Source organism: Pseudomonas sp. H3_D04, from assembly GCF_054669175.1.
The window spans coordinates 2,683,708-2,696,317 of record NZ_CP162801.1; the positions used below are offsets into that span (position 1 = coordinate 2,683,708).

The following is a 12,610-nucleotide window of genomic DNA, read 5'->3' on the forward strand; positions in this document are numbered from 1 at the left end:
ATGCGCACCTTTCATCTACCCCTCGTGGTGTGCCTGGGCCTGACGGGCTGCATGCTCGGCCCGGATTACCAACGTCCGACCACGGACACTCCGGCAACCTACCGTTATGCAGACCAGGAAGCCCATGACCTGTCCAATACGCTGTGGTGGGAACAGTTCAAGGATCCGGCGCTCAATGACCTGATTCGCACGGCGCTGGCGGAAAACAAAGACATCAAGATTGCCGCCGCCCGGGTCGAGGAATTCCAGGGCCGTTACGGAGTGGTGCGCTCGCAGATGTTTCCGCAAATCGGCGCCGGTGCGCAAGGCAGTCGGTCCAGGGCGCCACGCGACAACGGCCCGGTGCCTTTGGATGCCAACGTCGATCCGATTTACAACAACTACCAGGCCACCCTCAGTGTCAGCTGGGAGCTGGATATCTGGGGTCGTTTGCGGCGCCTCAATGAATCCGCACGCGCTGACCTGCTGGCCTCTGAAGAAGGCCGGCGCACGGTCATTCTGAGCCTGGTGTCGTCGGTGGCATCCAGCTACATCCTGCTTCGCGATCTCGACCGCGAACTGGAAATCGCCCGCACCACTGCCAAGGCCCGCGGCGACTCCTACGAGATTTTCAAACTGCGCTTTGGTGCCGGCACCATTTCCGAAATGGAACTGGCGCAAAACCTTTCCGAGTTCCAGCGCACTCAGGCCTCTGTATCGCAATTCGAGTCCCAGGTTGCACAGCAGGAGAACAACCTGGCCGTGCTGTTGGGACGCAACCCGGGGCCAATTCTGCGCGGGCGTGACCTGGCCCAACTGACGCTACCGTTGGTGCCTGCCGGCTTGCCTTCGGACTTATTGGAACGACGCCCCGATCTGCGTCAGGCCGAGCTGGATCTGATTTCCGCCAATGCCCGCATCGGTGCCGCCAAGGCGCTGTATTTCCCGACGATATCCCTGACCGGGCTACTGGGCTCAGTCAGTGATCAACTCTCGAATTTGTTCACCGGGCCGGCCGCCACCTGGTCCTATGGTGTCGCCGCGAGCATGCCGATTTTCACCGCGGGTGGCATCGCCGGTGAAGTCCAGCAAGCCGAGGCGTTCCAGCAACAAACCTTGCTGGCCTACCAAAAGACCATTCAGTCGGCTTTCAGGGATGTTGAAAACGCACTGGTGGCAGCGAGCAAATCCCGCGAGCAGATGGTGTCCCAGGCCAATCAGGTCGAGGCGTTGCGTACTTACACCCGGTTTGCGCGCCTGCGCTACGACAACGGATACACCAGCTACATAGAAGTACTGGATGCCGAACGCAGCTTGTTCGACGCCGAGTTGAATTACACCCGGACCCGGGGTTCGGTGTTCAGCGCCATGGTCGATGTTTATAAGGCTACTGGCGGAGGCTGGGTTACCGAAGCGGACAAGCTGACCGTCACTGCAAGCGAAAAGCCACCCTGATTAGCGCTAGGCAGATGGGGTCAAAAAAACACCAAGGTTAAGCCCTTGCCCGACGACAAGTATCCAAGCGTCGGGCACAGGGTCAATGCGTCGAGCAGATCCAGGAGTTTCCGATGGCCGACTCAAGCAAGAAAATGAGCCTCATGGGGCTCACCACACTGGTCACGGTGAACATGATGGGCTCAGGCATCATCATGTTGCCGACAAGCATGGCGCAACTCGGGGCCGTTTCATTGTTGTCATGGATCGTCACGGCCATTGGCTCAATGTCCATCGCCTACTGCTTTTCCCAGTGCGGTATTTTCTGCCCGCGTCCAGGAGGGTTGTCTGCCTACACCGAAGAGGCACACGCCAAATCTGGGTTTTTCCTCTGCTCGTACCTGTACTTCCTTTCGCTGGCCATCGCCAACGTGGCCGTCGCCATCTCCGCGGTGGGGTACATGACATCGTTCCTGCCGTGGCTGGGAAGTGGCGCCATTCCATTGTTCATCGGAACGGTCGGCTTGCTCTGGTTGACCACCGTGGCCAACTTTGGCGGCCCCGGCATCACCGGCAAGATCGGTGCGATCACCGTGTGGGGTGTCATCATCCCGGTGGCCGGCTTGTGCATCATCGGTTGGTTTTGGTTCAAGCCTGACGTGCTGGCTGCCGCATGGAACCCCAACGAACTGCCAATCTCCGAAGCCATCAGCAAAGCGATCCCCCTGACGCTGTGGGCCTTCCTCGGCATGGAGTCGGCGGCTCAGGCTTCCGATGCCGTGGACGATCCCAAGCGCACGGTGCCGCTGGCTTGCCTGTTCGGCACGCTCGGTGCAGCAGTGGTTTACGTGCTGTCGACGTCCGTTATTCAGGGCATCATACCCAATGCCGAACTGGCCAACTCATCGGCCCCTTTCGCGCTCGTCTACGCACACATGTTCAACCCGACAGTCGGCAACATCATCATGGCGCTGGCAGTATTGGCTTGTGTCGGTTCGCTGCTGGGCTGGCAGTTCACCCTGGCGCAAACGGCCAAGATGACGGCTGACCAGGGCATGTTTCCCAAACTGTTCAGCAAGGTCAGCGCGCTGAACGCGCCCATTGTCGGCATGCTTGTCTGCGGTGTATTGCAGACCTTGATGGCGCTGTCGACCATATCGCCCAACGCCAGCGCTCAGTTTGCAAAACTCGTCAGCCTGGCGGCAGTGACCAACCTGATCCCCTATGTGACGGCGGCCACCGGCCTGCTGGTCATGATGTACAAAGCCAAAGTCAGCGCAGGCGTATACACCCGCAATACGGCGCTGTTACTGATTGCCGTGGCTTACTCCTTGTACGCTTTGTATGCCTGCGGCAAAGAAGCCGTGTTCGGCGGCGCCCTTGTCCTGGCGTTCGGCTACCTGCTTTACGGCTTCCTCTCCAAACGGTTTGTCGAGCCATCTGCACCGCCTCAGACTCAGGCCAACATCCCTTGACCGTCGTCTTCAGGACTGCCAGCCATCTGAATTCGGGGAACCAGGATATGAACGTTAAATTGTCCAAAGCCAACAACCTGCTGCTCGTCTGCCTGCTCACGCTGATGCCGGTATTGGCGGGTGCCGATACGCTTGAGCGCGTGCGGACGACTCAATCCTTCACCCTCGGCTACTTGCCGAACTTCCCCCCTTTTAGCGCCCAGGCAAGCGATATACCGAGCGGTTATGCGATCGATCTGTGCCTGAAGATCGCCGACAAGGTCAAGACCGAATTGGCTCTGCCTGGTTTGCAAATACGCTACCTGTCGGTCTCACCCACCGACGAGATAAATGCCGTCAGCTCGGGGAAAATCGACATTCTCTGTACACCGACCGCCCCCACTCTGGAGCGGCGCAAGAGGGTGAGCTACTCAGTACCGGTCTACACGGCTGGCCTCTCGGTAGTGGTGCGTCAGGATGCACCGCAGCCGTTGCTCAATGCGCTTGCTGGCAAGGTGGCTAACACCGGACCAACGTGGCGAGCGACGATCAACCATGGGTTGTCCAACCAGACCTATGCCGCCATTGCAGGCGGAGTCACCGAGACATGGATCCGTGAGCGGATGCGATTACTCGGGGTCGTGGCCACGCTTGTCACTGTCGAAAATACCGCGGCAGGCCTCAAGCAGGTCGCCGAAGGCAAGGCCGATGCCTTCTTCGCTGAACGCATGGTGCTGAAAAATCTTCTCGCCACGGATAAGTCTGCAAGCAATCTGGTTTTGCTCGACCGAATTTTCGAGTACGCACCGACTGCAATGGCAGTGGATCGAAACGATGAAGACTTCCGTTTGCTGGTCGATACCGCGCTAAGTGACATGTACCGCTCGGGCGAGATTGAGCAGGCATTCGACAAATACCTGGGTGGCGCCGACGACACGGCCAAAAAGCTGTTCAAGGTCTATGCATTGCCGCAATAACACACCCCGTTTTAGCGAGCGACAAGTAACGTATCCAGCAACGCCTGCAACCCCATGGGCTTGGCAAAATAATAGCCCTGAGCCTGCCCTGCCCCAATTTCGCGCAGCAAGATCAGCGTCGCTTCATCCTCGACACCTTCGGCCACCACGCTCAGGTCCAGCGATTCGGCCATCCGCACAATTGCCCGCACGATCGCGCGACTGCGGGCGCTGGTGGTCAGTTCAAGGATGAAAGACTTGTCGATCTTCAAGCCGCTGAAACGGTATTGATGCACGTAGCTCAGGGATGAAAATCCTGCACCGAAGTCATCGAGCACCACCGACATGCCATTGTCGGCCAATTGCTGCATGTTCTGCCGGGCAATAGCCGGCTCGGCCACCAGGGCACCTTCGGTCAACTCCAGGCAGATCCGCGACGGCGCGACCCGGTGCTGCGCCAACAGGGCAAGCACATCACTGGCAAAGTCCGGGCGCGTCATGCTGTAGCTGGAGCAATTCACGTGCACCGGCGGCCAATTGGCGTGTTGAGGGAGTGCGAGGATTACTGCGACGCTGGTGAGCATGTACAGGTCCAGTCGACCGATCAGGCGCAACCCTTCGACGTTCGGCAAAAACTCCCCTGGTGCGATCACTCGGCCGCTCGGCTGATGCCAGCGGATCAGCGCTTCAAGGGCCAGGAGTTCACCCGTTTCAACGCTGACAATCGGCTGGAAATACGGCAGCAGTTCGTCGGTGCGCTTCAGCGCATTGCGCAAGGCCCCTTCGCGCTCCATCTGGTCCGAGACTTCTCGGCGCACTTCCTGATTGAACACCGCGTAGCTGTCGCGACCGGCACTCTTGACCCGGTACATCGCCGCATCGGCATCGCGCAGCAAGTCGGCCGGTTCGTGATGGAACTGATTGTCGGCGCTGACAATACCGATACTGCAGGATGAAAAAACCTCATGGCCATTGATAAAAAACGGCAGGTCAAACGCCACCAGGATCCGTTCGGCGATTTCGATCACCACGTCCAGCGGCGCGTCGGGAGCGAGCACCGAAAATTCATCGCCCCCCAGTCTCGCGAGCATGTCGGTGTCACGCAGGCAGCTGCGCAAACGGTGGGCGGCTTGCCTCAACAGCAGATCGCCAAAATGGTGGCCGAGGCTGTCGTTGACCATTTTGAAACGATCAAGGTCGATGAACATCACCGCCAGGTGCCCGCCTTCGCTGCCGAATCGCAACCAGGCCTGATTGAGGTGCTGTTGCAGGTAGGTTCGGTTCGGCAGCCCGGTCAGCGCATCGTGGGAGTTTTCGTGTTGCAGCTTGGCATTGGCGTGATCGAGTTCTCGGGTGCGGCTCTGCACCCGGGCTTCGAGCTTGAGGTTGGCGGAATGGATGGCTTCGGCGGCCGTGCGTCGCGACAACGCGGTGTCGATGTGCCGCGACACAAACGTCAGCAGTTCCTGATCACGCAGGGTATACCGCACTTGCGAGGTATAGCTTTGTACCGCCAGTACACCACGCACCACATCGCCATCGAACAAGGGAATGCCCAGCCAGGAGTAGGACCGGTAACACTCTTCGGCAATTTCGATTTCACCGTGCACATGCAATCGTTCAGCCTCGTCGGCGTCAATCAAGCAAGGACGACGCTGACGAATAACGTACTCAGTCAGGCCCCGGCGTCCACGCCGTGCCGACGGACAAGTTGTCTGCCGATCATCAACGTAATACGGAAAAGTCACTTCAGTGGTCGTGTCGTCGAACAGTGCGATGTAGAAGTTCTGCGCGAACAGCAGATCACCGACGATGCCATGCAATGTTTGAAACAGTTCAGCCATATCGCCAGGCTGGCTTGACAGTTCAGCAATCTGGAACAGCGCGCTCTGCAAATGTTCGGCGCGCTCACGTTCTGCCACTTCCTGCCTCAAGGCGTCGTTGAGTGCCGAAAGCTCCAGGGTGCGACGCATGACGATCCCTTCGAGATTCTCGCGGTGCAGGATCCGGTCCAGCGCCATGGCCACGTGGCGGACCACCACCAGAAACAATGCGCGGTCTTCAGCGCTGTAGGTACGGGAAACGTCGTAGACCTGCATGGCCAGCATGCCAAACACGTCATCCGAAGCATTTTTCAACGGCGCGCCCATCCAGAACTCGGGACGATCCCCCACGCAGTAGAAGCGGCCCTCGGCCTGAGCCGCGCGAATGCCGGCGGCGTCGATCAGCAACGGCTGGCCGGTGGTCAACACCTGGCCGGTCAACGACAGGTGTGAAACATCAAGGTACTCGTAGTGTTCGGCCTCCACGGCATCAACGTCGATGATGTCGACGTAATACGGATAGTCAATCTTGCCGGTGTGCGGGTCATACAGTGCGAGATAGAAGTTCTCGGCGTCGATCAGGCTGGCGAGTAGCCGGTGAACCCCCACCAGAAATACAAACCGGTCGCGGGTCGAACTCGCGAGGTAGGTAATTTCATACAGCACCCGTTGAGTAATTTGCGCTCGGGCAAGAGTATCGGTCTGTACCTGCATGCCCAGGCGCTGGGCAAATTCGGCGAGCGCCGGTTCCGCAGCATCCTTGATGGGCGCGAGCAGCCATCCCAATACACTTTCGCCTCGACCGGTCGGCCATCGGTGCAAGTGCCGGGCCTGGCAAAAAGCCTCAAATTCTTCACTCGCCACACTGGACGGCCACTTCGCCTGCGGATCGCCCTGCCCGACCAGATGCATGTGTTCGCCGGCACGGTACACCACCCATGCGGTGGTGTGAGCCCAGTGGCGAGCCGAGGTCAGCAATTGTTCAACCGTTTCTTCATGGCCCTTGCAGGCTGTGCCGACAGCATCCGGCCGACTCTTCGGTAGCGTGGCGACAACGGATTGCTGCGGGGAGTCGGACAATGGACAAAAACTCATCAGCGCTCCCTGTGCCAAAACTGGCGATATCCACTTTTTAGTTGCTAGCAATACGCCAGTGTTCTTCCCGTTTAAAGCTTATGTACCTTTTTATCAATAGTTTTATTCGCTTTAGTACCCATGAAAGATTTGACGACGCACTCAGAACTTTTCGGGAATGCGTTTTAGTGGGTAATCCGGTTCGTGATAACCGCCTGGCCGCTGACGCTTGGGCAACTTCACTTTCTCGCGCGGCACCTCTTCATAAGGAATGCGGCTGAGCAAATCGGTGATGATGTTCAGGCGAGCCCGTCGTTTGTCGTTCGAGTTGGCTACCAGCCAGGGAGCATGTCCGGTATCCGTCGCCTTGAACATGTCATCACGTGCACGCGAGTAGTCATACCAGCGGCTGTACGACTTCAGGTCCATTGGGGTGAGCTTCCAGATTTTGCGGCCGTCCTCAATCCGCGCTTCAAGCCGTCGGGTCTGTTCCTGCGGGCTGACTTCCAGCCAATACTTGAACAGCATGATGCCCGAGTCGACGATTGCGCGCTCGACCAAGGGGACAGCCCTCAGGAAACTGACTGCCTGCTCTTTGGTGCAAAACCCCATCACGCGCTCGACGCCCGCACGGTTGTACCAACTGCGATCAAAGATCACCACTTCGCCAGCCGCAGGCAAATGTGGCAGGTAACGCTGCACATACATCTGGCTTTTTTCGCGATCGGTCGGGGCAGGTAACGCCACAACGCGAAAGATCCGTGGGCTCACGCGCTCGGTCAGCGCCTTGATGGTGCCGCCCTTGCCCGCCCCGTCGCGGCCCTCGAAGACAATGCAGATCTTGATGCCCTCATGCCGCACCCATTCCTGCAACTTCACTATTTCGACATGCAGTCGGCGCAGTTCACTCAGGTAGTCCTTGTTGGACATCTTCGCGATGTCGACGGAATGACGTTTCTTGGTGGATTTCTTGTCCTTTGCCATGAACAACACCTCGCAGTCGATTGGCTCGCTGAGTTTAGTCCATGGTTGAAGATTTACCGGCGCCGAGGACGCCGTCGAGGATTTAAAAGACAAAACAAAAAAAAGTGGGAGCGGGCTTGCTCGCGAAGAGGTCGTGTCAGTCAACATCCGTGTTGAATGACACACCGCTTTCGCGAGCAAGCCCGCTCCCACGGGGATTGCATCAAGCCGCCAGTTACCTCAACAACATTTAGGCCCGGCCTTGCTCCCGTAACGCGCTTCCTGGCGTTCCCGGAAGAACACTTCGTAGCTCATCACCGGCTTGTCCGGGTGTTTGCCCTGCATGTGTTCGACGTAGGTGTCGTAGTCCGGCATGCCCACCATCAAGCGCGCGGCCTGACCGAGGTATTTACCGAGGCGACTCAGGTCATTGAACATTTGGCGCCCTCCTCCCTCACGCTTGCGGCAGCGCCTGGTATGGGGCTTCTTTATCCGTACGCTCCTTGGAGCCCCAGGCCGCAATGCCGACCTTGAGCGCAAAGAACAGGATGCTGAAGACCACCAGCAGGAACAGCGCGGTCAGCGTTGCGTTGGTGTAGGCGTTGTAGATCACGTGGTGCATCTGGTCGATGCTCTTCGCCGGGGCGAGGATCTGGCCGTTGGCCAGCGCATCGCTGTACTTTTTGGCCAGGGCCAGGAAACCGATCGCCGGGTTGGCATCGAACAGCTTGATGAAGCCTGCGGTGGTGGTGCAGATCAGCAGCCACACGGCTGGCAACATGGTCACCCAGACGTAGCGCTGACGTTTCATTTTGATCAGCACAACGGTCGCCAACATCAGCGCGATACCGGCCAGCATCTGGTTGGAGATACCGAACAACGGCCACAAGGTATTGATGCCGCCCAGAGGGTCGATCACGCCTTGGTACAGCAGATAACCCCACATCGCCACGCAACCAGCGGTCGCGATCAGGTTGGCGGTCCAGGATTCAGTGCGCTTCAGCGACGGTACGAACGAACCGAGCAAATCCTGCAACATGAAACGCCCGGCACGGGTGCCCGCATCGACGGCCGTCAGGATGAACAACGCTTCAAACAGGATCGCGAAGTGGTACCAGAACGCCATGGTGTTTTCACCTGGCAGAACGTGATGCAGGATCTGCGCGATACCGACCGCCAGGGTCGGCGCACCGCCAGCACGGGCCAGGATCGTGGTTTCACCGATGTCCTTGGCCACCGCTTGCAGCGCTTCCGGAGTAATTGCAAAACCCCAGCTGCTGACGGTCTGAGCAACCGAAACAGCATCAGAGCCAACCAGCGCCGCCGGGCTGTTCATGGCGAAGTACACGCCCGGTTCGATCACCGAAGCCGCGACCATCGCCATGATGGCAACGAAGGATTCCATCAGCATGCCGCCGTAACCGATGTAACGGGCATGACCTTCGCTGGCCAACAGTTTCGGCGTGGTGCCGGAGGCAATCAGTGCATGGAAACCCGAGACCGCGCCGCAGGCGATAGTGATGAACAGGAACGGGAACAACCCGCCTTTCCACACCGGGCCAGTGCCGTCGATGAACTGGGTCAGTGCCGGCATTTTCAGGTCGGGCATGGTGATCAGAATGCCGATCGCCAAGGCCACGATGGTGCCGATCTTCAGGAAAGTCGACAGGTAATCACGCGGGGCCAGAATCAGCCACACCGGCAATACCGCGGCGACAAAACCGTAGCCGATCAACATCCAGGTGATCTGAATGCCAGTAAACGTAAACGCTTTGGCCCAGACCGGATCAGCAGCAATCTGCCCACCGAGCCAGATCGAACCGAGCAGCAACAGCACACCAATGATGGAGATTTCACCAATGCGACCCGGGCGGATGTAGCGCATGTAGATGCCCATGAACATCGCGATCGGGATGGTCGCCATCACCGTGAAAATCCCCCACGGGCTCTCGGCCAAGGCTTTCACGACGATCAATGCCAGCACCGCAAGGATGATGATCATGATCAGGAAGCAGCCGAACAGCGCAATGGTCCCGGGGATGCGGCCCATTTCTTCCCGGACCATATCGCCCAGGGAACGGCCGTTGCGGCGGGTGGACATGAACAGGACCATGAAGTCCTGAACCGCACCGGCCAGCACCACGCCGGCAATCAGCCAAAGCGTACCGGGCAGATAGCCCATCTGCGCCGCCAAAACGGGACCGACCAGCGGACCTGCACCGGCGATGGCCGCGAAGTGGTGACCAAAAAGTACGTGTTTGTTGGTCGGCACGTAGTCCAGGCCATCATTGTTGATGACGGCGGGCGTGGCACGATTGGGGTCGAGTTGCATCACCTTGGTGGCGATGAACAGGCTGTAGTAGCGGTAGGCAACGAGGTAGATAGCGACTGCTGCGACTACGATCCACAGGGCGTTGATCGCTTCGCCGCGGCGCAAGGCCACGACACTTAGCGCAAACGCTCCCAGAACAGCCACGGCAAACCAGGCGAGGTGTTTAGCCATACGGGGCATAGCGTGTCTCCTGCCGACAGCCAGTGGACTGCGGCGGTAATTTTTTATAATTGTGTCCGCGGTGCGGAGCTGGCCCAATATCCCCGCATGCCGTCCACAAATAAATCCGCGTTACTACGTACATGGCGCCTACGTAGTTCTACGTAGATGCGCTGATTCCTCTGTAGTAGCGAGCCTGCTCGCGATAGCGGACTGACATTCACCATCAATGTCGTCTGACTACCGCTATCGCGAGCAGGCTCGCTCCTATAAGGGTTTTGCATTTCACCTGACAGACATCCCCGCCGCAGGTCATTCCGTCCAGCACCGCTACTGGACGCGCGTATCTTTGGCATATGATGCCGGGCCATCGCCTTCCCTCGGTCCGGTCAGGAGCCAAGATGCAGCTCAAACACAAAATCGTCGCGCTCGGGATTCTGCCGCTGGTGTTGGCGATCGCGGTGATCTGCGCGCTGGTGATTTCCCTCAATCGCCAACTCGGCGATCAACAGGCGCAGCTGATTGAAGACAGCATTCTGGCGAGCAAACGCGCCGAGCTTAAAAACTACGTGGAAATGGCCCAGAGCCTGATCGCGCCGCTCTACGACGACGGCCACGGTGACGAGCACGCCCAGCAACAGGTGCTGGAAGAACTGCGCAAGCTCAGCTTTGGCATCAACGGCTACTTCTTCGTCTACGACCGTGAGGGTCGCAGCCTGATGCACGCGCGCCAGTCGGAACTGGTGGGCAAATACCTGTGGGACATGAAAGATCCCCAAGGTTTGCCGGTGATTCAGGCACTGCTCAAAAGTGCGCAATCCGGCGAAGGTTTTCAGCGCTACGCCTGGAACAAGCCTTCCTCCGGTCAGGTCACCGACAAACTCGCGTATGTAGTGATGCTGGACCGTTGGGGCTGGATGCTCGGTACCGGCATCTACCTTGAAGACGTTGAGCGCGCCACCCAGCAGGCGCGTGACGAAGTGGCCCACGGCATCCGCAAGACCATGCTGGCGATTGCCGCGGTGGCGCTCGTGGCTGTGCTGTTCGTCTTCGCCAGCGGCATGACGCTCAACGTCAGCGAGCATCGCCTGGCGGACAAAAAGCTCCAGCGCCTGACCCAGCGGATCGTCAGCCTCCAGGAGGAAGAGCGCTCACGGGTTTCCCGGGAGCTGCACGACGGCATCAGCCAGGTGCTCGTCTCCATAAAATTCCAGTTCGAACTGGCCAGCCTGCTGCTGGAGAATGGCCAGGCCAACGACAAGGGTTTGAATACGCTGAAAGATGCCACGGAGCGCCTTGGCGACGCGATTGGCGAGGTTCGCAGCCTCTCTCACGATCTGCGCTCGTCATTGCTCGACACGCTGGGCCTGCCGGCGGCGATCGGCCAGCTCGCCGCCGAATTCGAGCAGCGCAGCGGTCTCACCGTGACTTACGACGATAATGAATTTGACTGTGAACTGGTCGACGGCGCGGCTGTTTCGCTGTTCCGGATTGTGCAGGAAGGCCTGACCAACATCGAACGCCACGCACAGGCTAAAAACGTTTCGATTACCCTGCATGGGTCACAGGAATCCGTGCGGTTGACGGTGGTCGACGACGGTGTCGGTTTTAATGTCGCCCAGGTCGAACGCCGCCACGCGGGCATCGGCCTGCGTAATATCCGTGAGCGTGTCGAACATTTTGGCGGGCGGTTCGACCTGATATCGATGCCTGGAAGAAGTGAGCTGGACGTGCTGCTGCCGATGAAAATGCCCGGTGCGAAACGCTGACCCACCCCCTTACAACAAGAGTGAATATCTGCGATGAACCTGCCCTATCCGATCCGCGTCGCCTTGGTCGACGATCACTCCCTGGTCCGCGACGGGATCAAAGCGCTGCTCGCGGTCATGGCGCCCCTGGAAGTGGTGGGCGAAGCCGAAAGTGGCGCGCAGGCCATCGAGATGGTCGGGCGCTGCCAGCCAGACTTGTTGCTGGTCGACATCAGCCTGCGCGACATGAACGGGCTTGAGCTGACCCGCGTGCTGCGCAGCCAGTATCCGTCGCTCAAGGTGCTGATGCTGAGCATGTACGACAATTATGAATACGTGAGTGAATCCGTTCGCGCCGGCGCCAGCGGCTATGTGCTGAAGAACTCACCGTCGCGGGAAATCATTGCGGCCATCGAAGCCATCGTCAGTGGCGGCACGTTCTACAGCGCCGAAATCGCCCAGCGGCTGATAGCCGACAAAAGCACCGACAATGAGCTGACCCCTCGCGAAAGCCAGGTGTTGTACAAAATGGCGCAAGGATTGAACAACAAGGAAATGGCCCGCGAGCTCGACATCAGCGTGCGCACTGTGGAAACCCATCGTTTGAGCATCCGCCGCAAACTGAACATCGACAAACCCGCAGCCCTGGTCAAGTATGCGATCGATCACGGGATCATTTCGCGCTAGC

9 protein-coding genes are annotated in these 12,610 nt (G+C 58.8%); 5 read left to right on the plus strand and 4 right to left on the minus strand.

The features are described 5' to 3' along the window. The 3 genes from AB4N91_RS12475 to AB4N91_RS12485 all read left to right on the plus strand — a co-directional run bounded on the left by AB4N91_RS12475 (position 1) and on the right by AB4N91_RS12485 (position 3,844). On the plus strand, positions 1-1,434 hold the full coding sequence (locus AB4N91_RS12475; protein ID WP_010460121.1) for an efflux transporter outer membrane subunit: 1,434 nt from the start codon (positions 1-3) through the stop codon (positions 1,432-1,434). A 113-nt stretch (positions 1,435-1,547) separates the two neighbouring features. Next, a complete protein-coding gene (potE, locus tag AB4N91_RS12480; protein ID WP_010460119.1) occupies positions 1,548-2,888 on the plus strand; it encodes a putrescine-ornithine antiporter in 1,341 nt (446 codons plus the stop codon). A gap of 47 nt (positions 2,889-2,935) precedes the next feature. Next, entirely contained in the window at positions 2,936-3,844 is a 909-nt protein-coding gene (locus AB4N91_RS12485) for an amino acid ABC transporter substrate-binding protein (RefSeq protein WP_083376791.1), read from the plus strand. A gap of 11 nt (positions 3,845-3,855) precedes the next feature. On the opposite strand, the gene AB4N91_RS12490 is transcribed toward AB4N91_RS12485, so the two are convergent. The 4 genes from AB4N91_RS12490 to AB4N91_RS12505 all read right to left on the minus strand — a co-directional run bounded on the left by AB4N91_RS12490 (position 3,856) and on the right by AB4N91_RS12505 (position 10,195). Next, positions 3,856-6,741, minus strand: coding sequence for a sensor domain-containing phosphodiesterase (locus tag AB4N91_RS12490; protein ID WP_460112500.1), 2,886 nt, complete (start codon positions 6,739-6,741; stop codon positions 3,856-3,858). 141 nt (positions 6,742-6,882) lie between these two features. After that, positions 6,883-7,704, minus strand: a complete 822-nt coding sequence (gene ppk2, locus AB4N91_RS12495) for a polyphosphate kinase 2 (protein ID WP_010460112.1) — start codon at positions 7,702-7,704, stop codon at positions 6,883-6,885. 219 nt (positions 7,705-7,923) lie between these two features. Further along, a complete protein-coding gene (locus AB4N91_RS12500; protein WP_010460111.1) occupies positions 7,924-8,121 on the minus strand; it encodes a YbdD/YjiX family protein in 198 nt (65 codons plus the stop codon). A 16-nt stretch (positions 8,122-8,137) separates the two neighbouring features. Beyond that, complete coding sequence (locus AB4N91_RS12505) at positions 8,138-10,195, minus strand: carbon starvation CstA family protein (protein WP_010460108.1); 2,058 nt, start codon at positions 10,193-10,195, stop codon at positions 8,138-8,140. Between the two features lie 380 nt (positions 10,196-10,575). On the opposite strand from AB4N91_RS12505, the gene AB4N91_RS12510 reads away from it, so the two are divergent. Together AB4N91_RS12510 and AB4N91_RS12515 are read left to right on the plus strand one after the other, a co-directional pair. Further along, positions 10,576-11,943 carry a cache domain-containing protein gene (locus AB4N91_RS12510; RefSeq protein ID WP_460112501.1) on the plus strand — a complete coding sequence of 456 codons (1,368 nt, stop codon included), beginning with the start codon at positions 10,576-10,578 and terminating at the stop codon, positions 11,941-11,943. A 33-nt stretch (positions 11,944-11,976) separates the two neighbouring features. Beyond that, a complete protein-coding gene (locus tag AB4N91_RS12515) occupies positions 11,977-12,609 on the plus strand; it encodes a response regulator (protein WP_010460104.1) in 633 nt (210 codons plus the stop codon). Position 12,610 lies beyond the last annotated feature (1 nt).

Bases quoted from the DNA above. Each gene is read 5' to 3' on its own strand.
- AB4N91_RS12500 (WP_010460111.1), bottom strand. From the start codon at position 8,121: ATGTTCAATGACCTGAGTCGCCTCGGTAAATACCTCGGTCAGGCCGCG.
- AB4N91_RS12475 (WP_010460121.1), top strand. From the start codon at position 1: ATGCGCACCTTTCATCTACCCCTCGTGGTGTGCCTGGGCCTGACGGGC.
- AB4N91_RS12510 (WP_460112501.1), top strand. From the start codon at position 10,576: ATGCAGCTCAAACACAAAATCGTCGCGCTCGGGATTCTGCCGCTGGTG.
- AB4N91_RS12505 (WP_010460108.1), bottom strand. From the start codon at position 10,195: ATGCCCCGTATGGCTAAACACCTCGCCTGGTTTGCCGTGGCTGTTCTG.
- potE (WP_010460119.1), top strand. From the start codon at position 1,548: ATGGCCGACTCAAGCAAGAAAATGAGCCTCATGGGGCTCACCACACTG.
- AB4N91_RS12485 (WP_083376791.1), top strand. From the start codon at position 2,936: ATGAACGTTAAATTGTCCAAAGCCAACAACCTGCTGCTCGTCTGCCTG.
- AB4N91_RS12490 (WP_460112500.1), bottom strand. From the start codon at position 6,741: ATGAGTTTTTGTCCATTGTCCGACTCCCCGCAGCAATCCGTTGTCGCC.
- AB4N91_RS12515 (WP_010460104.1), top strand. From the start codon at position 11,977: ATGAACCTGCCCTATCCGATCCGCGTCGCCTTGGTCGACGATCACTCC.
- ppk2 (WP_010460112.1), bottom strand. From the start codon at position 7,704: ATGGCAAAGGACAAGAAATCCACCAAGAAACGTCATTCCGTCGACATC.